Origin of the sequence: Marnyiella aurantia (assembly GCF_014041915.1) — a bacterium.
Classification (GTDB): Bacteria; Bacteroidota; Bacteroidia; order Flavobacteriales; family Weeksellaceae; genus Marnyiella; species Marnyiella aurantia.
The window spans coordinates 1,582,358-1,607,109 of record NZ_CP059472.1; the positions used below are offsets into that span (position 1 = coordinate 1,582,358).

19 protein-coding genes and 1 pseudogene are annotated in these 24,752 nt (G+C 44.5%); 10 read left to right on the forward strand and 10 right to left on the reverse strand.

Annotated elements, in window-relative coordinates; genetic code table 11:
- Positions 1–51 precede the first annotated feature (51 nt).
- A complete protein-coding gene (locus H1R16_RS07265; RefSeq protein ID WP_181887236.1) occupies positions 52–297 on the forward strand; it encodes a hypothetical protein in 246 nt (81 codons plus the stop codon).
- Positions 298–333: 36 nt separating this feature from the next.
- Here H1R16_RS07265 and H1R16_RS07270 read toward each other — a convergent pair whose 3' ends face one another.
- Both H1R16_RS07270 and mutS read right to left on the reverse strand, forming a co-directional pair.
- Positions 334–1,425 (reverse strand): acyltransferase family protein, encoded by a 1,092-nt coding sequence (locus H1R16_RS07270; protein WP_181887235.1) that lies wholly within the window; start codon positions 1,423–1,425, stop codon positions 334–336.
- A 106-nt stretch (positions 1,426–1,531) separates the two neighbouring features.
- Positions 1,532–4,118 (reverse strand): annotated as a pseudogene (mutS, locus tag H1R16_RS07275) (DNA mismatch repair protein MutS).
- 140 nt (positions 4,119–4,258) lie between these two features.
- Between mutS and H1R16_RS07280 the strand changes: the two are divergent.
- The 6 genes from H1R16_RS07280 to H1R16_RS07305 all read left to right on the forward strand — a co-directional run bounded on the left by H1R16_RS07280 (position 4,259) and on the right by H1R16_RS07305 (position 9,132).
- Positions 4,259–4,789, forward strand: coding sequence for an RNA methyltransferase (locus H1R16_RS07280; RefSeq protein WP_181887233.1), 531 nt, complete (start codon positions 4,259–4,261; stop codon positions 4,787–4,789).
- 169 nt (positions 4,790–4,958) lie between these two features.
- Positions 4,959–5,612 (forward strand): CBS domain-containing protein, encoded by a 654-nt coding sequence (locus H1R16_RS07285; protein ID WP_181887232.1) that lies wholly within the window; start codon positions 4,959–4,961, stop codon positions 5,610–5,612.
- A gap of 13 nt (positions 5,613–5,625) precedes the next feature.
- Positions 5,626–6,492 (forward strand): NAD kinase, encoded by an 867-nt coding sequence (locus H1R16_RS07290; protein ID WP_181887231.1) that lies wholly within the window; start codon positions 5,626–5,628, stop codon positions 6,490–6,492.
- A gap of 73 nt (positions 6,493–6,565) precedes the next feature.
- Positions 6,566–7,636 (forward strand): class II fructose-bisphosphate aldolase, encoded by a 1,071-nt coding sequence (gene fbaA, locus H1R16_RS07295; protein WP_181887230.1) that lies wholly within the window; start codon positions 6,566–6,568, stop codon positions 7,634–7,636.
- 82 nt (positions 7,637–7,718) lie between these two features.
- On the forward strand, positions 7,719–8,570 hold the full coding sequence (gene accD / locus H1R16_RS07300; protein WP_181887229.1) for an acetyl-CoA carboxylase, carboxyltransferase subunit beta: 852 nt from the start codon (positions 7,719–7,721) through the stop codon (positions 8,568–8,570).
- 49 nt (positions 8,571–8,619) lie between these two features.
- On the forward strand, positions 8,620–9,132 hold the full coding sequence (locus H1R16_RS07305) for a DUF6973 domain-containing protein (RefSeq protein WP_181887228.1): 513 nt from the start codon (positions 8,620–8,622) through the stop codon (positions 9,130–9,132).
- Positions 9,133–9,206: 74 nt separating this feature from the next.
- On the opposite strand, the gene H1R16_RS07310 is transcribed toward H1R16_RS07305, so the two are convergent.
- Complete coding sequence (locus H1R16_RS07310) at positions 9,207–11,333, reverse strand: elongation factor G (RefSeq protein WP_181887227.1); 2,127 nt, start codon at positions 11,331–11,333, stop codon at positions 9,207–9,209.
- A 182-nt stretch (positions 11,334–11,515) separates the two neighbouring features.
- On the opposite strand from H1R16_RS07310, the gene H1R16_RS07315 reads away from it, so the two are divergent.
- A complete protein-coding gene (locus tag H1R16_RS07315) occupies positions 11,516–12,919 on the forward strand; it encodes a nucleoside recognition domain-containing protein (RefSeq protein ID WP_181887226.1) in 1,404 nt (467 codons plus the stop codon).
- A gap of 39 nt (positions 12,920–12,958) precedes the next feature.
- Here H1R16_RS07315 and H1R16_RS07320 read toward each other — a convergent pair whose 3' ends face one another.
- From H1R16_RS07320 to H1R16_RS07335, 4 genes are all read right to left on the reverse strand, one after another.
- A complete protein-coding gene (locus H1R16_RS07320; protein WP_181887225.1) occupies positions 12,959–13,999 on the reverse strand; it encodes a GMP reductase in 1,041 nt (346 codons plus the stop codon).
- Positions 14,000–14,019: 20 nt separating this feature from the next.
- The gene (locus H1R16_RS07325) at positions 14,020–14,571 is read right to left on the reverse strand and encodes an HD domain-containing protein (RefSeq protein ID WP_181887224.1); all 552 of its coding nucleotides are present in this window, start codon (positions 14,569–14,571) and stop codon (positions 14,020–14,022) included.
- A gap of 94 nt (positions 14,572–14,665) precedes the next feature.
- Positions 14,666–17,407, reverse strand: a complete 2,742-nt coding sequence (gene fdhF, locus H1R16_RS07330) for a formate dehydrogenase subunit alpha (RefSeq protein WP_181887223.1) — start codon at positions 17,405–17,407, stop codon at positions 14,666–14,668.
- Positions 17,408–17,417: 10 nt separating this feature from the next.
- Entirely contained in the window at positions 17,418–19,070 is a 1,653-nt protein-coding gene (locus H1R16_RS07335) for an NADH-ubiquinone oxidoreductase-F iron-sulfur binding region domain-containing protein (RefSeq protein WP_181887222.1), read from the reverse strand.
- A 113-nt stretch (positions 19,071–19,183) separates the two neighbouring features.
- On the opposite strand from H1R16_RS07335, the gene H1R16_RS07340 reads away from it, so the two are divergent.
- Complete coding sequence (locus tag H1R16_RS07340; RefSeq protein WP_181887221.1) at positions 19,184–19,825, forward strand: CPBP family intramembrane glutamic endopeptidase; 642 nt, start codon at positions 19,184–19,186, stop codon at positions 19,823–19,825.
- On the opposite strand, the gene surE is transcribed toward H1R16_RS07340, so the two are convergent.
- On the reverse strand, positions 19,812–20,594 hold the full coding sequence (gene surE / locus H1R16_RS07345; protein ID WP_181887220.1) for a 5'/3'-nucleotidase SurE: 783 nt from the start codon (positions 20,592–20,594) through the stop codon (positions 19,812–19,814). The two genes, H1R16_RS07340 and surE, sit on opposite strands and share 14 nt — an antisense overlap.
- Before the next feature lie 132 nt (positions 20,595–20,726).
- On the opposite strand from surE, the gene H1R16_RS07350 reads away from it, so the two are divergent.
- Entirely contained in the window at positions 20,727–22,847 is a 2,121-nt protein-coding gene (locus H1R16_RS07350; RefSeq protein ID WP_181887219.1) for a carboxy terminal-processing peptidase, read from the forward strand.
- A gap of 65 nt (positions 22,848–22,912) precedes the next feature.
- On the opposite strand, the gene H1R16_RS07355 is transcribed toward H1R16_RS07350, so the two are convergent.
- Positions 22,913–23,419 carry a superoxide dismutase family protein gene (locus H1R16_RS07355; RefSeq protein WP_181887218.1) on the reverse strand — a complete coding sequence of 169 codons (507 nt, stop codon included), beginning with the start codon at positions 23,417–23,419 and terminating at the stop codon, positions 22,913–22,915.
- Positions 23,420–23,526: 107 nt separating this feature from the next.
- Positions 23,527–24,714, reverse strand: coding sequence for a tRNA 2-thiouridine(34) synthase MnmA (mnmA, locus tag H1R16_RS07360; RefSeq protein WP_181887217.1), 1,188 nt, complete (start codon positions 24,712–24,714; stop codon positions 23,527–23,529).
- Positions 24,715–24,752: the final 38 nt, after the last annotated feature.

Here is a 24,752-nt window from a genome sequence, read left to right on the forward strand (position 1 = left end):
CTGTGTGGCATTCAAATTGGAAATATCAACTCAACATTAAAAAAATAAATTATGAAAACGACTACAAGCCTTATCAAAAGAAGATCTGAGAAACTATTCCTCCTTACTGTTATGTTTTTCTCCAGCATCATCGCATTTGCACAGGATGCAACAGATGTAGATATTACAACATCTGAAACCACAACAACTACAACCACCGAAGAGTGGTTTACAAATCCGCTGTACTGGGTAGTGGGAGCGCTGGTACTGATTGTTATCATTGCTCTTGTAGCCCGAGGCAACAGAACAAACGACTAAATCACTTCATATATATTGTCACGAAACCGTCTCAGACTATTCTGAGGCGGTTTTTTTGCGAAGAAACTCAAGCGTTTTCCAGCCAAATGCATCTATCTTTTTCAATCCTTCTGCTATTAGTATGGCCAGCACAATATTGAAAAGATAAATCAGAACCATCAGCACCCACCACGGCATCTGCTCCTTCAGTGGAACTACTGCAAAATAAACCAGCGACGAACTTATGCCCTGAGCGAAATAGAAAAAGATGGCATTGCGGCCAATGTAGGTAATAAAACTTTCCTTACTGATTTTCAAACGGTTGTAAAGTGCAAAGAGAGTGATAAGTGAAAAGGAGGACCAAAGAATATATAGAGCCTTGGGAGGAAATTTGGCTTTATTCATTTTCAGGATATACTCTTTGCCTTCGTTCCAGTAAAGTACAGCCAGAATTATAAACATCAGGCCAAGAAGAGAAAGTACCCACGGCAAAGCAATCTTTTCACCTTTCAGGCGGTTGGCAATCAGGAATATACCCAGGTATAAAGTAACGTAGCCTACCTGCCCGCTGGGATAATAATGCGGAAGAAGATTAAAAACTACTGTCAGACCAAAGCATAAGGCAATAAACCAGTTTAGGTGTTTGGGAAAGAAGCGGATAATCAGCACGCCCAGGACCGTGAGTATAAAATACACCTTCAGATACCAGAAACTGCCCATCACAACCGGGAAAGTGTCGGCATTGGTGTACTGATGCAGGTACCAGTTACCCAGGTTTTGCCACTGCGGCATAGTGGATATATTCTGCGGAACGTACTTGGCACCGAAGGTTGAATAGAATTCCTGCATCCAGGCAAGACCAAATAGGGTAAGCCCGAAAACCTTAAACAGGTAATCTAGAAAAAAGAGAAAGGTCACAAAAATCATAAATGTAATCTGAAGTTTCAGCAGCCTGTATAATGTCTTTTCCACATTACCGCCGGATGTTAGCCCCGATAATGCATAAAAAAGCGGCACATCAATAAGCAGTGAAAGCACCCGAATTTCAGTGGGAATATAAAACTGCCCGGACCAGAAAACAGTGTGAATAAAAATAATGGAAAGCGTTGCAAAACCCTTCGCAAAGTCAATGTAGAGGTCTCTTTTCATAGTTTCTGTTATGCGTCAAAGTTATTCTTTTTCAGCTCACAGAAAAATATACTTTTTGCAGAAATAAAAGGTGCGAATGACCACTTCTGTCTTTTTTGGCGAAGGATTACTTCCCGATCATTTTCTTTATGGAATTCAACTTCATTAAAGCCTCAATAGGCGTTAGCGTATTAATGTCGATTTTATGCAGTTCTTCACGGATGTTCTCCAACACAGGATCGTCCAGCTGAAAGAAAGACAGCTGCAGATTTTCCTCGGTTAGTTTTTTAACAGATTCGCGCCCGTCGCCGGTATTTCGGCTTTGCTCCAGGGTCTTCAGGATTTCGCTGGCACGGTGCACAACCTTTGCCGGCATCCCTGCCAACTTAGCTACGTGGATACCGAAACTGTGTTCGCTGCCGCCCGGCAGCAGTTTGCGCAAAAAGATAATCGACCCCTTATTTTCCTGAATGGATACGTGAAAATTCCTGATCCTTGGAAAATTCAGGGTCATCTCGTTAAGTTCATGGTAATGAGTGGCGAAAAGTGTCTTGGCCTGAGTGGGATGCTGATGAAGATATTCCGCAATAGCCCACGCAATTGAAACACCGTCGTACGTGGAAGTTCCCCTGCCAAGTTCATCCAAAAGGATCAAACTGCGGTCGGTTATATTGTTAAGGATGCTGGCAGCTTCATTCATCTCCACCATGAAAGTAGATTCGCCGGCTGAAATATTATCAGTTGCTCCTACCCGGGTAAATATCCGGTCCAGCAAACCTATCTCCGCATATTTTGCAGGCACAAAACTGCCAATTTGAGCCAGCAGGCAAATCAAGGCAGTCTGCCGCAGTATCGCTGATTTACCGGCCATGTTAGGACCGGTAACCATTATGATCTGCTGCGTTTCGCGGTCCAGAAATACATCATTTGGAATGTATTTTTCACCCAGTGGCAATGCACTTTCGATGATGGGGTGCCTGGCTTCGCGGATATCGATCGCAAATCCTTCATTTAGAACAGGTCGGGTATAACTTTCGGAAACCGCAAGTTCAGAAAACCCTACAGCAACGTCCAGTTGGGCTACAAGTCCGGAGTTGCGCTGTATATCTGCCATAAACGACATCACATAAGCACAGATTTCGCGGTAAAGCCTGTATTCCATTACAGATATTTTCTCTTCAGCGCCCAGGATCTGGGTTTCGTATTCCTTCAGTTCCTCGGTGATATACCGTTCGGCGTTTACAAGCGTTTGCTTACGGATCCACTCGGCAGGTACCTTATCTTTATGCGTGTTCCGGACTTCTATATAGTAGCCGAATACGTTGTTAAAATCTATCTTCAGTGAAGAAATACCCGTTCTTTCCACTTCACGGTTACACATGTCATCCAGAAAGGACTTCCCTTTTTGCTGCAGTCCGCGCAGATAATCCAGTTCTTCCGATACGCCACCTTTGATTACATTTCCTTTGGAAAGCATCACGGGAAGTTCGGCGTTCAGATGCGACTCCAGATATTTTATAAGTTCAGTAAGATCTGTGACCGGCTCCAGCCAAGCTGCAATTTCCTTATATGCGGAAAGTTTCCCGCTGATTTTCAGCTATGCTTTGCAAACTGTGGCGCAACGAACCCAGCTCCTTTGGCGAAATCTTCTCGGCGGCAAGTTTACCCATAAGCCGTTCCAGGTCAGAAATCGATTTCAGCAGGACCTGAATATCATATTTGAGGATATCCTGATCGTTAAAAAATTCTATCAGCGAAAGCCTGGACTGGATCTCACCTATATTTTTCAGTGGAAGGATGATTCTCCGTCTCAGCAAGCGTCCTCCCATAGGCGTGGATGTTTTGTCAATGATATCCAGCAAACTCCGGCCTTCTCGGTGAGCGGGCGAAACTACTTCCAGGTTTCGTAGGGTGAACGGGTCCATCATCAGATAATCCTCCTGCGGGATCTTCTGAATTCGGGTAATGTGAGTCAGCAGATCGTGGTGCGTATCCTCTACCAGATAAGCAAATATGGCACCTGCGGCAGTTATTGCCAACTGCAGTTCGTCCACCCCAAAACCCCGCAGAGAGGAAGTTTTAAAATGAGCTGTGAGTTTGTCGACTGCGTAGTTATACTGGAACGCCCAGTCCTCCAGCCGGAAAAAACTACGGTGATTCAGTTGGGATGGGATTTCTTTTGTACGCTGAAAAAGGATTTCGCTGGGATCAAAAGTGTTAACAATGTGCAGAAGCTTCTCCAGATTTCCCTCGGAGACAAGAAACTCACCTGTAGAGACATCAACAAGTGCCAGTCCGTACATTTCCTTTTCTCTGTGAACCGCGAGCAGGAAATTGTTCTTTTTTGAATTCAGCACCTGATCATTGAAAGTAACGCCGGGGGTAACCAGCTCTGTAACACCGCGCTTTACAATTCCCTTAACCGATTTAGGATCCTCCAATTGGTCACAAATGGCTACGCGGAGTCCTGCACGAACCAGTTTCGGCAGGTAGGAATCTACAGAATGATGCGGAAATCCTGCAAGTTCAATATGACCTTCTCCATTGGCCCGTTTCGTAAGTACGATACCCAGGATTTGGGAAGCGCGAACAGCATCCTGGCCAAACGTTTCATAGAAGTCCCCTACCCTGAAAAGCAGCAACGCATCCGGATATTTTGCCTTAATGGTATTGTACTGCAACATTAAAGGGGTCTCTTTCTTCGCTTTGGCCATTGTAATAGTTAAAATTGAGGGTAAAAATACAAATATTCTCAGGAAGCATTTCAGCAGGTGACGGATATATGACCGTTAAAACAGGGCATAATGTCCGCTCCATCCCCAGCGATAAAGTATCTTTGCGGTACAGAAAAATTATGGCAAAGAAATTAAAACTTGAAGATTTAGGCCGTGTAGACAGGGAAACCTTTAAGCAGATTACAAAAATTCCGGTTACAGTGGTGTTGGATAATGTACGTAGCATGCACAACGTAGGTGCAGTTTTCCGTACTTCAGACGCTTTTATTGTAGACAGGATTATTCTTTGTGGCATTACTCCGGTACCGCCTCACCGCGAAATTCACAAAGCAGCTCTGGGCGCGACCGAAACCGTGGACTGGATTTTCGTTAAAGATATTTCAGAAGCACTGCAAAACCTGAAAAATGAGGGCTCTACAATAGTTGGACTGGAACAGACCACAGCCAGTGTAAACATTGAAGAGTTTGAAGTACAGCACGACAGGAAATATTCCCTGGTATTCGGGAATGAAGTAGACGGTCTTAGTGAAGAGGCACTCCCTTTTTACGACTGTTTTCTGGAGATTCCTCAGTTGGGAACAAAACATTCGCTGAATGTGTCTGTATGTGCCGGGATTGCCATCTGGCATTTCTTTAAAGACTTAAAATAAAAACTGCAAAGCCCTGAAAGGCAGTGCAGTTTGAAATAAATCTAATAAAAAGTAAAAATGAAAGGCGACAAAGATATCACATCCGCATAATATCTTCCAAACTTTTTGTCCGGATAAATCAAACTTTCACAAAAATCCTGCTAGTCTTCAAATTTTATTATTTTAGCATATGTTTATTAAAGATTATATTTCCAAGGATTATCCGGCTTTTAACGTGACCGATTCCGTAGAAGCGGCATCGGAATTTGCCAAAGAGTTTGGATATTCACATGTCTTCATAAAAAAGAAAGGTGCGTATGCAGGTGCCCTAAGCCAGAATTTTCTGGAGGAAAGTCCGGAAGGACCATTAGAAAGCCTGGAACTTCACTTCGAAAAATTTGCAATTAAGGCAGACGGAAGTATCCTGGACACGGTTAAGCTTTTTCACACATTCAACTCCAACGTGGTACCTGTGATTGGAACCAACGAAAAATATTTGGGATACATTTCCTGTGACGATATTTTCAGTGAGTTCTCAAAATATCCGCTTTTCTCCGAACCCGGCGCCATCCTTACCATTCAAACCAACTCAAAACATTATTCCTTCACGGAGATTTCGCAGATTGTGGAAACCAATAATGCCAAGATTTACGGTTGCTATGTAAGCGCCATCAACGAAGATAATTTTTGGCTTACACTAAAGATCAGCAGTGAAAACCTGACGTCAATTGATGAGACCTTTGAAAGATATGGCTACAATGTAGTTCATAAGCATTATAACGATGAGAAAGAGGATCTGCTGAAGGACCGTTTTGGTTTTTTTCAAAAGTTCCTGGAATTTTAATAAACTGAGATTAATGAAAGCTGCCATATATTCCCAGAAAAAAGACCTGGACACTTTTTTATACCTAAGTAAGTTCATTTCTGAACTTGCAGGCCGGGGCATCGAATCCGTACTTCACAGGGACACCGCGCGGGACCTACAGTTTTCCCGCGATTTTGACACATTCAGTTCACGGGAGGAGCTCCAGACTTACGGCGTAGACTTCTTTTTCAGTTTTGGCGGAGACGGAACTATTCTGAATGCACTTATCTACATTCAGGACCTCGAAATTCCGGTCATCGGTGTCAATACCGGCAGACTGGGTTTTCTGGCAAGCTTCAGCAAAGAAGACATCTTCAATAATATAGACAGTATAGTAAAGGGCGACCTGGTGCTGAGCAAACGGTCGGTCATTGAGGTCTTTACCGAAAAGAACAGCATCGCCTTCCCATACGCGCTTAACGATGTATCTATCAGCCGTAAACAGACCACCGCCATGATAACGGTAGACACCTATATAAACGATGATTTCCTGACGGTTTTCTGGGCAGACGGCCTCATCGTTTCCACACCTACCGGATCTACAGCGTATTCACTAAGTTGCGGCGGTCCTATCATTTCGCCTACCAATGATAATTTTGTACTTACTCCCATTGCGCCACATAATCTCAATGTTCGCCCAATCGTGGTGCAGGATGATGTGGAAATCCATCTGAAGGTAACCAGCCGGGTGCCTCAATATTCTCTTTCACTGGATTCGCGCCTGTACGAGCTGGATATCGAGGAAGAGGTACGTCTGAAAAAAGCGCCATTTGAACTGAACCTGCTCTTGCCCAGAGACATTAATTTCTTCGACAAGCTAAGGGAAAGGCTACTTTGGGGAAAAGACAGACGCAACTGAGGTCATTCGCAAAAAAACCTTAACTTTACAAGATATTTCAAAACGCAAATTCAATCCTTAAAAAGTAAAAATTATGAGTAGAATGTTTCCGGCAGGAGTTGCCACAGGTGAAATGGTAACAGACCTTTTTCAGTACGCTAAAGAAAATAAATTTGCGCTTCCCGCTGTAAATGTTATTGGGTCCAGCAATGTAAATGCTACCATGGAAACCGCTGCAAAACTTAACTCGCCGGTAATTATTCAGTTTTCTAACGGTGGTGCTGCTTTCAACGGTGGTAAAGGTCTAAGCGCCGATGCGCAAAAATCTGCCATTCTGGGCGGAATTGCCGGTGCTCAGCACATCCATACATTGGCAGAGGCGTATGGTGCGACTGTAATTTTACATACAGACCACTGCGCGAAAAAACTGCTTCCCTGGATTGACGGTCTTATGGATGCAAGTGAGGATTTTTACAAGAGAACAGGAAAATCACTGTACAGCTCTCACATGCTGGATCTTTCTGAAGAATCTCTGGAGGAGAATATGGAAATTTCCTGCAGATATTTTGAAAGAATGGCAAAGATGGGCATGACCCTCGAAATTGAGCTTGGAGTTACAGGTGGTGAAGAAGATGGTGTGGATAACACAGGCGTAGATTCTTCAAAACTTTACACTCAGCCTGAGGAAGTAGCATATGCTTACGAAAAACTGAAGGCCATCTCTGATAACTTTACCATTGCAGCAGCTTTTGGAAACGTGCACGGTGTATACAAGCCGGGTAACGTAAAACTTACACCGAAGATTCTGGACAACTCACAGAAATTCGTTCAGGAAAAATTTGGTACCGCCGAAAAGCCGATTAATTTCGTTTTCCACGGTGGATCAGGATCTACACTGGAGGAAATTAGAGAAGCGATTGATTACGGAGTGATTAAAATGAATATTGATACCGATCTTCAGTTTGCCTATACCGAAGGTGTACGCGATTATGTAGCTGAAAAGATGGAATATCTGAAAGCACAGATCGGAAACCCGGACGGTGACGACAAACCAAACAAGAAATTCTACGATCCAAGAGTATGGATCAGAAAAGGTGAAGAAACTTTCGGAACAAGACTGGTTCAGGCGTTTGAAGACCTGAACAACGTAAACACCTTGAAATAACATTTTTTGAATCCCGCAGAAACTCTTTATATCATTAATTTACAGCGTTTTTGCGGTATTCTATTTTAATAAATATTTGATAATGGCATTTGACTGGTTTAAAAGAAAGGCGCAGAATATAACCACTTCCACGGAAGACAAAAAGGATGTTCCAAAAGGATTGTGGCACCAGACTCCTTCGGGAAAGGTGGTAGAACATGAAGAACTGAGGAAGAACAACTATGTTTCTCCAGAGGACGGCTTTCACGTACGTATAGGCAGTACAGAATTCTTTGAGATGCTTTTTGACGGAAACCAGTATACTGAACTGGATAAAGATGTGGAAAGTGTGGATATCCTTAATTTTAAGGATACTAAATCCTATTCGGACCGTTTGAAGGAGGTGAAAGCCAAAACCAAACTTACTGATTCTATCCGGAATGCTACCGGTACCGTTAATGGAGCACCCATGGTGATTTCCTGTATGGACTTTTCTTTCATAGGAGGATCTCTGGGTTCTGTAATGGGTGAAAAAATCCGCCGTGCGGTAGATTACTGTATGGCCAATAAGCTTCCCTACATGATCATCTGTCAATCCGGTGGCGCCAGGATGCAGGAAGCGACCTACTCGCTGATGCAGCTGGCTAAAGTACAGAGTAAACTTGCACAGTTGTCCGAAGCCGGACTGCCGTACATTGCTTATCTGTGCGACCCGACTTTTGGCGGTATCACAGCCTCTTTTGCGATGACAGCGGATATCATTATGGCAGAACCGGGAGCTCTGATCGGATTTGCAGGGCCGCGCGTAATTAAAGAAACCATTGGCCGTGATCTACCGGAAGGTTTCCAGACATCGGAATTCATTCAGGAAAAAGGATTCGTAGATTTTATCGTACGCCGTACCGAAATCAAGGAAACAGTTTCCAAAACGGTTAAACTGTTAACCCCGGCTTAATCATAAATATACTCTATAGATCTCACCCTATCGGGTGAGATTTCTTTTTATGCGGAAGTTACCAACCATATTTGTCCGAACCATTTCAACATTAAGTTTTAAAAAGATTCTGATGCTGATCAGGGCTACAGCACCTCATCCATTATTTACACTTTTAAGTTTTTATGCAACCATAAGATCTTTCGCACTGGCGCAGAAGCATTTCCCCAGAACCAGCTCGGCGAATGGCATCGGAAATGCCTACCGACACGCCTTATGGACTTGCCTGATTATGATGTACTGCTGCAAGATTTCATCGCCGCAAAAGGCACTTAACTTCTGCAAAAAGATTACAGACCTTCATGAGGAGCTCTTTCCGAATCAACCATTGGAAAAGAAGATGGACCTTCATAACAACCAGGTAGGAATGGATCTTTTTATGGAACTTCTGCAGGGCATCCACCGTCAGTTTTTCGAAACTTCCTTTTTTGTAGAAAAATTAATGGTTAAAACTAAAACTGCAGTAGTACTTTCAGACATTGACCAGGAACCTGTTGAGGAACTGCTATATCTAGAGGAGTAAACTGTTTCCGGAGTTCATTAACAAGACAGCCACTTCCTGAAGAAATGGCCGACCTGTCAATATTTAATCTAAAATTAAACTTCAACTGTTGCTGCACGGTAATTATGCACCAAATCCTGCTGCACATTTGTGGGCACCAACTGATAATCGGAAAACTTCATGCTGAATTTCGCTTTACCACCCGTAAGGGACCTCAGCGAAGACCCGTAGTCATTCATTTCGGCCAGCGGCACTTCGGCCATAATTTTCTGGTAATGACCTTCACTGTCCATGCCGGTTATCATGGCGCGGCGGGTTTGCAGGTCACCCATTACATCACCGGTGGTTTCTTCAGGGCAAAGAATTTCCACATGATACATTGGTTCCAGCAACTGCGGCCTGGCATTATTGAAACCGTCTTTAAATGCACCGGAAGCGGCCAACTGGAACGATATATCATTACTGTCCACACTGTGCATCTTTCCGTCGTATACCACCACGCGGACGTTCTGACAGGGAGATCCAGTTAAAGGCCCGTTTTTCATCTGCTGCATAATACCTTTTTTTATGGCTCCGATGTAACGGTTGTCAATGGCGCCTCCAACAATACACCAGTAGAAAGCCAATTTACCTCCCCAAGGCAGGTCTTCAATATCTTTCTGACGTATGCTCAGGCCTGCAGGTTCTTCCATTCCGTCGTTATAATTTTCAACACGCATATGAATTTCCGCAAACTGTCCTGCTCCACCTGACTGCTTTTTATGACGGTAATCTGCATCGGCGCGTCCCGTTATGGTTTCCCTGTACGATATTCGCGGATCCTTCATCTGCATTTTTACACCAAAATCCCGTTCAAGTCTGTGCTTTAGCAAATCCAGATGCAACTGTCCCTGTCCTCCTATGATAGCTTCATGAGTGTCAGCATCAATATCAAGTTTCAGGGTTGGATCTTCTTCTTTCAGTTTGTTCAGAGCTGCAAACAGCTTTTCTGTATCAGCTGTAGTTTCAGCCCAAACAGCTTTTCTTACACGGCTTTCCGGAAACTCCATGGGTCTGATACTTCTACTGATCCCACGGGCATTAAGAGTGCAGTTGGTACGCGCAGATTTAAGTTTTACGGTAACTCCCAGGTCGCCGGCCTCCAGCTGTGTTACAGGAATACGTTCCTTCCCTTCCGATATAAAAAGCTGCGCAATGCGTTCCACTTCTCCTGTGTCGGCATTTACCAGTTCATCTCCAGGTTTCAGAATGCCGGACATCACCTTAAAGTAGGAAAGCATGCCTACCTGAGGTTCGGAGGTTGATTTATAGATAAATACTGTCGTCTTTTCCGATGGATCGCAGTGCAGATCATTTCCATCCTGCAGCTTCCTTGCTGGCCGGTCCAATGGCGAGGGTGCAATATCGTCTATAAAGCCCATTATTCGGCCGCTGCCCATGTCTTTCAGACCGGAAGTCACGAACACGGGGAAAAACTGCTGATGAGCCAAAGCAATCGTTATCCCTTTTGCAAGTTCTTCTTCGGTAAGAGTTCCCTGCTCAAAGTACTTCTCCATCAGACCTTCTTCATTCTCGGCTGCAATCTCTACCAAAGCATTATGCAATTCATTTGCCCTGGACATTTCGCTTTCTGGAATAGGCTTCTTTTCCGGCTTGCCGCCACTTTCGGGAAATTCATACAGGACCATCCTCAATGCGTCCACAATCTGATTAAACTGTCCGCCTGAGCTTAGTGGATATTGTACAGGAACAACGCGCGAGCCAAATCTTTCACGAGCCTGCTGCAGAGTGCTGTCATAATCAGCCTTTGGGTGATCCATTTGATTGATTACAAAAACAGCGGGGGTTTTATAATGCTGGAGATATTCCCACACAAGTTCGGTTCCTACCTCAACACCACTTGCCGCATTCAGTACAATAACAGCAGTATCCGAAACCTTCAGGGAAGATATCACCTCACCCACAAAATCATCGAAGCCCGGAGTATCCAGCACATTGATCTTGTTGTTTTTCCAGTTCACAAACATCTGGTGCGAGAAGATTGTGTTTTCCCGCTGATGCTCCAAATCTGTATTGTCACTCACAGTGTTGTGACTTTCTACACTACCACGGCGCCTTATGGCTCCTCCTTCATACAACATTGCCTCTATAAGCGTGGTTTTGCCCGAACCGGAATGTCCCAGCATCACCACATTACGTAAATCTTTTGTTTGTGCACTCATAGTATTGATGGTTTTTAGTTTCTTGGAATCGGAAGCCACATTGGGGAAGACCCATCATCCGCATATTGGAAAACTAAAGTTACAAAACTTTAAAATGTGTTGTAAAAAACTTTCCATGGTTTATCCATGATATTTAACATTGTTTTCCGAAAAGGCCTATTTTTAACGAAATTTTCATAAGAATGGTTTTAAGCAGAATCTGGTCGGCCTTCATTATTGTAGCCATTGTAGTAGCGAGCATAAAATACCTGTTTTTTCCGGCGTACGGTGATATTTATAACGACATGGTTGTTGGTAAGGGTGGAGACACCGTCCAGATTGCGCAGCAACCGCTTGCGGGTATGACTCCCTCGGTTCAGGAAGCACTGAAAACGACCGATCTTTACGAAGAGCAGCATATTTCCTATAAAACGGACAGCCTGAAGCAGAGTGTTCAGGTCTATCGGGTGCAGGCCACAGACGGTGTGATCGGGACTTCCGAAACGGCGGTGAAAATCTGCTTAGGACTTATTGGGATTATGACGCTGTTTATGGGCTTTATGAGTATTGCCGAAAAGGCCGGTGGCATTAACCTGCTTTCGCGTATGATCCAGCCGTTTTTTTCCAGACTGTTTCCTGAAGTTCCTAAGAACCATCCTTCATTCGGTCATATGATGCTGAATTTCAGCGCGAACCTGCTTGGACTGGATAATGCGGCCACTCCTTTTGGACTGAAAGCTATGGAAAGCCTGCAGACCTTAAACCCATCTGCCGAGCGTGCCAGTAACGCGCAGATCATGTTTCTGTGTCTTCACGCAAGTGGTTTAACGCTTATTCCGGTTTCCATAATTGCGATCCGGGCATCCATGAACGCGCAGAACCCAACCGATATATTCCTGCCCTGTCTTATTGCGACATTTGCTGCTACGATGGCTGCTATGATAATCGTATCCATCAAACAGAGAATAAATCTGTTTCAGCCTGTGATCCTTGCCTATATCGGTGGAATCTCAGCGGTGATTGCTGCGCTGGTTGTATTTCTGCTCAGACTTAACCAGTCTGAACTCGCCGGTTTCTCAAAAGTGCTGAGCAACGGGATTATCCTGCTGATATTCTTCGCCATTATCCTGGGCGGAATTTATAAAAAGATCAATGTATTTGATGCCTTTATCGAAGGAGCAAAAGAAGGCTTCTGGACCTGTGTGAAAATCATTCCTTATCTGGTGGGGATGCTCATCGCCATCTCGATGCTGAGGACGTCCGGTGTGTTTGAGGTCATCATAGACGGCATGAAATGGCTTGCTGCCGCTGCAGGTACCGATACACGGTTTGTAGATGGACTACCTACGGCACTTATCAAACCCCTTTCCGGATCAGGAGCTCGTGGAATGATGGTGGACACTATGGCTACCTTCGGCGCCGACTCCTTCCCATCGCGTTTGGCGGGAATCCTTCAGGGAAGCTCCGATACCACGTTTTATGTTATTGCGGTATACTACGGCGCTGTAAACATCAGGAACACACGGTATACGGTGGGAGCCATGCTGCTTGCGGACCTGGTGGGTATTATAACGGCAGTTATACTGGCCTATATGTTCTTTGGCTAAGAAAATAAAACCGCCTTTGTTTAGGGCATTATGTCTGTTTCAGTCGCCGAAAACTTCATTATGCTGTTCGGCGACACGTATAAAAGTAGTTCTTTTTGAAAGTTCCTTAAGCTGGGATGCCCCGACATAAGTGCAAGCAGAACGCACTCCGCCTAAAATATCTCTAACGGTATCGGCAACAGCACCACGGTAAGGCACCTGTACTGTCTTCCCTTCGGAGGCACGGTATTCGGCTACACCTCCGGAATGTTTGTCCATGGCCGTTTTTGAGCTCATACCATAAAACTGGCGGAACTTCCTACCGTCAACCTCAACAATCTCACCCCCGCTTTCTGCATGGCCGGCCAGCATACCTCCCAGCATCACGAAATCGGCACCGCCACCGAAGGCCTTGGCAACATCACCAGGAATACGGCAGCCACCATCGGAAATAATATGACCGCCCAAACCGTGCGCGGCGTCGGCACATTCAATAATGGCAGAAAGTTGCGGATAGCCCACACCTGTCTTTATTCTGGTGGTGCATACGGAACCGGGTCCAATGCCAACTTTAATCAGATCTGCACCGGCGAGTATCAGTTCTTCCACCATTTCACCGGTCACCACATTTCCCGCAATAATTGTTTTAGCAGGAAAATTATGTCTCATTTTCTGAACAAATTCTACAAAATATTCTGAATACCCATTTGCCACATCAATGCACAAAAATTCAAGTCGCGGATGGTTTTGAAAGATGGTTTTAACCTTCTCCTCATCTTCCTTACCTGTGCCTGTACTCACTGCAATGTGTTCATAAATTCCCTCTGGGGGCGTGCCAAGAAAATGATCCCATTCCTGAAGCGAATAATGTTTATGAATGGCAGTCACCAAACCTTCTTTTGCCAGTGCATTGGCCATCTGGAATGTACCAACCGTATCCATATTAGCTGCAATCACCGGTACTCCACTCCAGTTTTTCTGTGAATTCCTGAAGGTGAAGTTGCGGGATAAATCTACTTCGGCGCGGGATTTTAGTGTAGAACGCTTAGGCCGGATCATCACATCCTTAAATCCAAGTTTTATATCATTTTCAATTCTCATTTTACTTTACTTGATCAATATCAATCCTGATCAGCAATAGCCTGATTCACCACGCGCAGTGCTTCATTCCTTAAAGCGACATTCCCACGGTTAAGTTCCAGAATTATTTTACGGACTTCCTGCAGATAAACACGTGCAAAATCGGTATCCTCTTCAGAAATTTCCTGTGCATTATCCATTATGTCGGCGTACTTTATTGTCTGCCCGTCAGGTGATATCCGGGCTAACCGCTGGAGTTCTTTTTCTTTACGGGTCCGGCGGTTCAAACGGGGATAATTCTTTTTAACATAAACATCCGTCAGCTCAATCACGAGATCCACTGTTCGGTCTGCCTCCTCTTCATTTAGATATTTATTTAGGAATTTCCGGATTTCTTCTGCCGTCACGGGCGTATCTTCCAGTACATCATGCAGTAGCGCGGCTGCGAGAACACAAATATCACCGGTGTGGGATTTCATTGTTTCCATAACCCTGATTGGGTGTACCATATACCGGTCCGGTGAATATTTCCGAAGTTGCTCCCCGTGGGCTGTATCTCCGAAATCAGTAATATGCTTAAGAATATCGTCCATGCTCAAGAATTAAATGTTGGCAGAACATTACCTGGGCCAACAAAATCTCCAGAAGTAACGGCAAAATTCATTCCCTAACAGTTGCTTACCAAAATCAGTATTTCTCCTGCGCTTTCATCATTTTCTTAAACTTTCCTTTGCTTTTCCGGATCCGGCAGCTTACCACCTTATATTCCGGACACATTGCTTCGGAGCAGTGTTCATCTGAGGTGATTATATTAAGCATAACTTCGGGGAAATGGAATGTGGAACTGAGAATACCGGGTTTCATCTCGTCCGTGATCCTGGCTTTGATGTCTACTTTTCCGCGCGGAGATTCAACACAAACGAAATCTCCGTCCATTATTTTTTCGCGGGCGGCATCATCGGGATTGATGAGCAGAACATCTTCGGTGAGAATTTCCACATTACCGGTCCGCCTCGTCATTGCGCCACAGTTATAATGTTCCAGTTCGCGATTGGTTGTGATGATATAGGGATAGTCCTTACCATGCTTTTCAACCTCATTGGACTCCTTAAAATCAATGAAGGTAAATTTTCCGAGACCCCGGTTAAATTTTTCGGTATGTAAAAGTTTTGTGTCGGTACCGTCCGGCGCAACAGGCCATTGCTTACCGCTGTTTCCCAGTTCGGTCCATTTTACGCCCGCAAAGAAGGGGACGATTTGCGAGATCTCCTGCAGCATTCCATCAGCGGTATAATCTGGCTGAGGATAACCCATGAGATTCATAATATCTACAATGATCTGACCGTCGGTCTTTGTTCCTTCCAATGGCTGCACTACCTTTTGGACCCGCTGGATTCGGCGCTCGCCATTCGTAAATGTACCCTCTTTCTCCAGAAATGAGGTTCCGGGCAGAATTACTGTAGCATGGCGGGCAGTTTCAGTCATGAAAAGTTCCTGAACTATGAGCAAGTCCAGGCTGTCCAGCGCTTTCATCACTTTTTGGGTATTCGGATCGGTCTGTACCACATCTTCGCCGATAAGCCAAAGGGCTTTTAATTTACCGCTGATCGCAGCATCAAACATTTCAGGAATTTTATAGCCAATATGTGCAGGTATTACACGCCCGTAAAACAGATTATAGCTTTCGTTAATTTCCGGATCGGTTACATCCAGATAGCCTGCGCCCTGATGAGGCTGGCAACCCATATCTGCAGCTCCCTGTACATTATTCTGGCCCCGTAAAGGATTTACGCCGGAGCCCTTTTTTCCAATATTACCTGTTATCATAGCCAAATCGGCAATAAGCTGCACTGTAAATGTGCCCTGCAATTGCTCAGTAACACCCAAGCCATGAAATTCCATGGCGGCCGTGGCCGTAGCGTAGGCAATTGAGGCTTCGCGAACCAGATTTTTATCAACGCCGGTGATACGCTCCAACTCATCTATGTCGAGCTTCAGTATTTCGGTTTTCATTTCGTCATAACCCTCTGTCCTGGTTCCTATAAAATCCCGGTCTTCCAATTCTTCACTGATAATATAATAGAGCATCATATTGAGCAGCGCGACGTTTGTTCCGGGCCTGAGCTGAAGGTGATATTTTGCGAATTTGGCCAGCTCAATTTTCCGCGGATCGATCACGATACCAGTAACACCCTTCATCATTCTCTGCTTAATCCTGGCACCTGTAACGGGATGTGCGACTGTAGGATTGGCTCCAATCACAAGAATACAATCCGTGTAAGCCAGGTCTTCAATTGAATTGGTGGCCGCTCCGGTACCAAAGGCACGCTGCATACCCAATGCAGTAGGTGAATGACAGACTCTGGCACAACAGTCTATATTATTGGTTCCGATCACGGCGCGCATAAATTTCTGCATCAGATAATTCTCCTCGTTAGGAGTCCGAGCAGATGATATTCCTGCAATGGCATCCGGTCCGTCGTGGGCCAGTATTTTTTTTAAGCTTTCAACAATAAATGAGTAAGCCTCCTCCCAGCTAACCTCCTCAAAATGGCCGTTCCTTTTAATCATAGGACTTCTAAGCCTGTCCGGATGATTGTAAAATTTAAATGCGTAACGTCCCTTCAGGCAAGTATGACCCAAATTGGCTTCAGCATCATAAGGACTTGTTATTGAAATTATCTCCTCTCCTTTTGTGGCTACATTCAGGTTACAGCCTACCCCACAGTATGTGCACACAGTTCGTGTTACTTTTTCCGGTACCGTTTCGGACATCTGGAAAATATCGGTGATTGCATCCGTAGGACAGGTTTGTGAACAGGCCCCACAGCTCACACAGTCGGATTCCATAAAACTTACGTCCATTCCTTTAATGATGTGCGAATCGTAACCTCTGCCTGCCATATTCAGCACCATTTGACCCTGTACCTCATCGCAGGCACGGATACACCGGAAGCAATTGATGCACATATTGAGGTCCGACCGCATATACGGATGACTTGTATCCGGAAGAAAATGATTTTTGCCTGAGGTTTCATATCTGACTTCCTGTAAGCCACTTTTGCGAACCACCAGGTCAAATTCGGAAGGTTGTTCAGCTGGTACAAACCTCTTTTCTTCCGGCAGATCAGAAAGCACCAGTTCAAGGATATTTTTCCGAAGGTTAATGATATTCGGCGAGTCCGGGTAGATGTAAAGGTTTCCGGTCACCGGAGAATGGCACGAGGCCATTGCCTTAGTTTTCCCGTCCTGCTCCAGTGCCACATCAACACAGCAAACCCTGCAGGATCCGAAAGGCTCCAAATTAGGTGCATCGCAGAGTGTAGGAATGGATTGCTGGCCTTTATGCCGCCTGATGAAGGAAAGCATGGATTCGCCGGGATAGAATTGAAAAGGCTGGTTGTTGATGTAGGCAATATTTTCCATCATTCTGAGGGTATTAATTGAAATGCAGGTTCAGTTCGTCGGCAAAATACATAAGTGCATTTCGGGCCGGCAAGGGGATACCGCCGCCATGAGCACAAAGTGAGCCCTGCTGTAAAGTACTGAGCAGATCCATAAACAGTTCCCTGTTCACAGTCTTCATATTATGAGCCGCTTCATGCAGCATTTCGTGCGCGCGTTTCGTTCCCAAACGACAGGGGAAACACTTTCCGCAGCTTTCAAGTGCAGCGAATTCAAAAAGATGCTCCAGATATTTTATCATCGGGAAATCCGACGGTATGCAGACCACCGATGCATGCCCCAGCAGAAAACCTTCTGTCGCAAAAGATTCAAAATCAACTGAGAGCGCCGGAATCTTTTCCACGGGTACAATTCCGCCTAACGGTCCACCAATATGAAGGGCTTTTACCGGTTTTCGGAAGCCGCCACCGTATTCATAAATGACTTTTTCCATTGTGGTGCCCATTTCAACTTCAACAATGCCGGGCTTATTGAAAATACCGTCCAGTGACACCAGTTTCGTACCTCTGGATTTTTCAGTTCCCAAAGCAGCGTACGCATCACCGCCGTTGCGCACAATCCATGCGGCAGCAGCCAATGTTTCCACATTATTCACCACCGTTGGCTTTAGGAAAAGCCCCTGCTGCGTGGGGAAGGGCGGTCTCGTGCGTACTTCCGGGCGCTGCCCTTCTATGGCGTTTATTAGTGCGGTTTCCTCGCCACAAATGTAAGCGCCCTGAGCTTTTATAACTTTAAAATTAAATGAAAAGCCTGAGCCTATAATATTGCTGCCAATAAGATTATTTGCATAAAGCTCCCGGATTTTCTCTTCAACCACACGAACAGCTTCGGGATACTCCGCCCGGATGAAAAGTACACCCAAGTTAGCTCCGGTACAAATCCCGGCTACGAGCATACCGAAAAGCACCAACAAAGGTCTTTCTTCCAGAAGATAACGGTCTGAAAAAGCTCCCGGGTCACCTTCATCGGCATTACAAATGATGAATTTATCATCGGAGATTTCATTCCGACAGCCTTCCCATTTTATTCCCATTGGAAAACCGGCACCTCCCCGGCCGCGGATCTGTGATAATTTTATTTCATTCAGAAGATCCGCTGAAGGCCGCTGTAAAGAATGCTGCAGTAATGTTTTAAATTCCTTTATGCTGTTAAAAGGTTCAGTGAGCAGCCGTACAGCAGAGGTCACAGAATAATGACCGTTTTGATTACCCTTTCCGGAGCTCACTATATTTTCAAGATCTTCGATGCTGCTGCCGGAGTAGTTCTTTCCGTTAAAATGAAAAGATGAATTCTCATGACAGCGACCCAAACACGTCATATGACCTACAGAATCTGCATCAAAATGCTGCATCACTTTTTCCAGTACATTGTCCTGTGTGCCGGCACACAAACAGGCAGAGCCGTTGCAGATATAAATTTCCTTACCCCTGTTTTCGGGTTTCATAAAATCATAAGCGGTAATACTGCCGTAGGTATTGGCTTCGCCCATCAGGAATTCGTCTGCCAACTGGCTGAGGGCTTCCGGCGTTGGTGTTCCGTTACCGCTTACAGCTGCATTTCCCATTTGCTCAAACAGGTTTCTGTGCAATCCTTTGCGGCCGGACAGGGCACTTAAATTCTTGGACATGAGTGCTTTATTTTTGTAGAGTGAAGTTAAGGAATTTTATCTGCGGACTCAACTTTTATCAGAAATCCCGCTGATATGGGCTGAAGCGTCTATATTTGCGAAAATTCGCAGTTATGGCTCCCTTCATTATCAGCATCGTTATTTTCACTCTTGTTCTTCTGACTGCATACAGAAGAGATTCTCTGCGGCTTCTGAATGCGGACTCCGATGTAAGAAGTCCGTTGCTGCTCATTTTGCTGAATGTGACCGGTATCCTTGTTTTTGGGCTTCTGCCACTGCTCTATTATCCTCTGCCAGAAATACTCCCAGCAGAACTGACTACTTTACAATGGCTTTCGCTTGGCGGCTTGGTCCTTCTCACCTCATGTTTCGCTTATTTCATTGCTGATAAGGACCTAAGGAAAAATGTTGTGAACGTTAATCCGGCAATATTGAAAAGCGGATTCCTGAGCCTGTATTTCACTGTGCGGATCACCTTTATCGCAACCTATGAGATCTGGTTCAGGGGATTTTTCCTCTTTTTCTGCATCGAAAGTTTCGGCACCGCTACCGCTGTTGCTATAAATGTGGCACTGTATGTTCTGCTGCATGCTGTAAACGGAAAAAGGGAAATGCTGTCCTGCATTCCCTTTGGTATACTGCTTTGTGCGGTGGCTGTCTGGTTTGAATCTCCTCTTCCTGCAGTACTGATTCATCTGGCACTTACGGTGCCGTATGACGTTCAGTTTGTAAGGATTAAGTCTAAGAGCCGCTAGCTTCGGTATTCAAAATCCGTCCGAGACTTATCATATGCTCATGAGCGGTTAGGTCAAACTTCACCGGAACAACAGAAATATATCCATCAGCGAGTGCGTTCTCATCTGCATCTGCGCCTGAGTCCATATTATTGAAATATCCGGTTAACCAGTAATATTTCTTACCGTGTGGATTAATCCTTTCGTCAAAATTTTCCTCCCACTTGGCTACTGCCTGACGGCATACCTTAATACCCTTGATCCGGTCTTTTTCAAGTTTAGGGATATTCACATTAAGCACCACTCCTTTCGGCATTGGGTTCTCCAGCGTCTTTCTTACTATTTCCTGAATAAATCCCTTTGCCTGACTGAAATCGGCATCCCAACTGAAGTCCAGCAGGGAAAAACCTATGGCCTGCAAACCTTCCACACCGGCCTCAACCGCTGCAGACATGGTTCCGGAGTAGATTACGTTAATTGACGAATTGGCTCCATGGTTAATTCCGGAAACCACGATGTCCGGACGGCGTGTAAGTATCTTGTCCAAGGCGAATTTTACGCAGTCCACCGGAGTGCCGCTAAGCGAATAATCCTTCTGTGGTCCGTCCAACTGTATTTCCTCGAAAGTAAGTGTGGAGTTAATTGTGATTGCATGACCTTTACCGCTTTGGGGAGAGTTGGGCGCAACAACAGTCACATCACCTATCTCGTTCATAAATTCAACCAGGTTCCGGACGCCCGGAGCGGTAATGCCATCATCATTGGTAACTAATATCTGAGGTCTCTGCATATTCCTTTCTATTTTTAACAAAATTACTTAAAAAACCCTGTTATCTTGCAATTAGGTATTAAATTTGAAGTTCTGATCCGCTGTGTAACATCCACAGTTATATATTTACTAATAACAGCATAAGTTTACAATATGTTTAAAAAATCTAAACTAAATAAATTACTTCTATTTGTTCCGTTAATGAGTCTGATGTTCTGTTTCAATGCAGCCCAGAATGACGACGAAAAGATGCAAACCATTATGGTAAGTGTGAAAAACACTCTTTCTTATCTGCATTACAGCCCGAAACCCATTAATGATGCGTACTCCCAGGAGGTTTACGATAAGTATTTTGAGATGGTGGATTTCGGCAAGAGATATTTTCTCCAGTCCGATATGGCTGAATTCAGCAAACACCGTACAAAACTTGATGATTATCTGAACCGTGGCGACCTTACCTTCTACAAACTTACCGTGGACAGGCTTTATCAGCGTGTTGATGAAATCGACAAGATCAGTCAGGAAATCTTCAGCAAGCCTATAAATCTTGATGAGGATGAAGTGCTTGTACTGGAGCACAAAATAAAGAAGGCACCGGCTAACCGCGAGGAGCAGTACAATGAATGGAAGAAATTCATCAAATACAATATCCTTCAGGAAATGGAAACCCTGAACAGCAGGGAAGAGACCCAGCGTAAGAAAAAAGACAGCGTACAGAAATTCGGCCTTAAGGATACAATTAAACTTGAAATCCTGACGCCCGAACAGAAACTTACAAAAGCGACAGGTGAGGTGAAGGATCTTATGGGCGAAACTTTTACCCGATTCAAGAAAAGAAAGAAAATGGACTGGTTTACGGTCTATATGAATGCTTATTCAGAGGTTTTCGATCCACATACCAACTATTTTTCGCCAAGAGATAAGGAAGATTTCGATGTTAACTTCACCGGAAAGGTTATAGGCATCGGAGCAATTATTCAGGAGAGAAAAGGAAACCTGTTTTTGGGAGCACTTACCGTTGGAGCACCCGCTTGGAAATCCAAACAACTTTCGGAAGGCGACAAAATCCTCAAGGTAAAATCACTGCCAAATAAGGAAGCCGTAAATGTAGTTGGAATGCTGTCCGATGAGGCGGTAAGGCTTATTCGCGGTAAGGAGGGAACTGCAGTAACTTTAACTGTAGAAAAGAAAGATAAAACCGTCAAGGAAGTGACTATGATCCGTGAGGAAGTAGCGATGGAAGATACCTATGCAAGAAGTATCATCATTAACTCAAAAGACGGGAAAAAGTTTGGCTTTATCAATCTTCCCGGATTCAACGCCGAGTTTGATAAAGAAGACGGCAGAAATGCATCTGACGATATTAAGAACGAAATCATTAAGCTGAAGGCACAGAACGTTCAGGGAATCATTCTGGACCTCAGAAATAACGGTGGCGGCTCTCTTACAGAGGTTGGCGACATTATGGGCCTTTTTATGAATGCAGGTCCTTATGTGCAGGTAAAAGACGGACAGGGAAAGATACAGACGCTCAGGAATAAAACCAACAGTCCGATTTGGAATGGACCGCTGGCCATTATGCAGAACGAACTTTCCGCGTCCGCTTCAGAGATTCTTGCCGGTGCCATGCAGGATTATGGCAGAGCGGTTGTAATTGGCTCGCCACAGTCCTTTGGTAAAGGAACGGTGCAGACTTTTGTAGACCTGAACCGTTTCCTGAATACGAACGACGATTTTGGTTCTCTGAAACTGACTATACAGAAATTTTACAGGATTACCGGCGAATCCACCCAGAAAAAAGGCATTGAATCGGACATTCAAATGAAAGACTTCTTTACTTTTTCTGAAATTGGTGAACGTTATGATGATTATGCGCTGGCATGGGACAAAATTCCAAACGTAGCCTTTAATAAAGTAAACGGCATCAATATTCCCAAAATGAAGCAGAACAGCGCCCAGCGGATGAGTGTAAACTCCAACTATCAGTTGCTGCTGGAATCTGCACAATGGAAAGAAGATATGGGAAAAGAGCAAAGCATAACCGTAAATCAGACCAAGTTCTTTGAATTGATGAAACAGCGTAAGGAAGAAATCAAGAAATTTGAAAAACTGGACAAATTTAATAACGGACTGGTTCTTTCCATTTTCCCGCAGGAGATGCAGCGTGAGAAAACCGATGAGGCCTTTAAAAAGAAGACCGAAAACTGGAAAAAACTGCTGTCAAAAGATGTTTATCTGGAAGAAGCGGTGAACATAATCTCTGAAATGATATAATTAATTATTCCAAACAAAAAAAATCGTCATTTTTTAATGACGATTTTTTTGTTATTGATAACGGATTATTTTATAACCACACAACCTACTCTGCCACCCGCATTTCCTGTGGGCTGGGTTTTGAAATCATCGGCCTGAGCATGGATGATAATTGACTTACCATACAGATTTTTAGATGGGTCACTGCAGCCCAGACACCATTTATCGGTTTTCATTACCAGCCTTGAAGTTCCCTGAGCGTTCGCTTTCAAATTGCCTAAGTCGCCGGTATGGTGCTCACCCATACCCCACTTACCATGGTCGTGTGAAGTCGGATTCCAGTGACCGCCTGCCGAACTTCCATCTGGAGCACTGCAGTCCCCGTTTTCATGGATATGTGCTGCATGTACACCGTTAGGATTAAGCTTAAGCACGTTCATATCCAGTTCTACAGTGTTACCTTTCTGAGTAAACATGGCAGTACCCTGAACTTCAGAATTGCTCTTGGATTCGATGGTGTAGGTCTTTGTTGTTGCACATGAAGTCAGCAATAAAGCCAAAATTCCGGCTAGGGATAAAGTTGTTTTGTTCATTTTGGAAAATTTTACCTGTAAATTTAGGGCTAATTCGCTTCGCACTCAATTGAAAATGGCGAAATTGAAAGCTTCGCTTTAAATTGTATAATGCCAGCTCGCCAGAGCTATGAGATTACACCGCTGCCCAGAAGTTCATCGCCAGCATACCAGGCTGCAAACTGACCTTCCGCAATCGCCGACTGTGCCTGATCAAACTCCATATAAAGGCCATCTTCAAACTGATAAAGCACCGCTTTTTCCAACGTCTGCCTGTACCGGATTCGTGCCTGTACCGGCATAGATTCGCCATTTTTAAGCCGATGATCTTCACGCACCCAATGAACGTCATCATTTTGGATTTTTAGCGCTTTACGGAAAAGCCCGGGGAAATTCCGGCCTTCACCTACATAAATGATATTGTGTTCCATATCCCGTGAGACAATGAAACAGCTTTCCTTATGACCACCGATTCCCAGGCCTTTACTCTGTCCAATTGTAAAAAACTGGGCGCCCTGATGAGTACCAATCACCTTTCCGTCTTCTTTATTATATTTTGTTTTAGCAGAAAGATACTGCAGTTCTTCAAGCTTTGAGGCAAATTGAGGACTCCCGCGGTGAAAGTCCGGGAAATCATTAAATATCTCAACAATTTCACCTGTTTTTGGAACCAGTTGCTGCTGCAGGAAAGTAGGTAAACTTACCTTGCCGATAAAACAAAGTCCCTGCGAATCTTTCTTTTCTGCAGTAACCAAACCAAGTTCCTTAGCGATTTCGCGAACTTCGGGTTTTGTAAGGTCACCAATCGGAAATAAAGCTTTAGAAAGCTGTTCCTGATTGAGTTGACAAAGAAAATATGACTGGTCCTTATTAGTGTCCTTACCTGCAAGCAAACGGTATGTTTGCCCGCCGTTTTCACTCTCAAATGAATCTACCCGCGCGTAATGTCCGGTAGCTACTTTATCGGCACCCAGGGAAAGTGCTGTTTGGAGAAAAACATCAAACTTAACCTCACGGTTACACAGAATATCGGGATTAGGTGTACGTCCGTTCTGATATTCGGCAAACATATAATCGACGATCCGCTCTTTATACAGATCACTCATATCAATCACCTGAAAAGGTATTCCTAATTTTTGGGCTACCATCAGCGCGTCATTGCTGTCTTCCACCCAGGGACATTCGTCTTCCAGCGTTACAGAGGCATCATTCCAGTTGCGCATAAAGAGGGCGATGACCTCATGACCCTGCTGCTGAAGCAGATAAGCAGCAACAGAAGAATCAACCCCGCCGGAAAGCCCTACTACAATCTTCATCTTAAAAATAATTTATGCAAAATTACGGAAATAAGAAT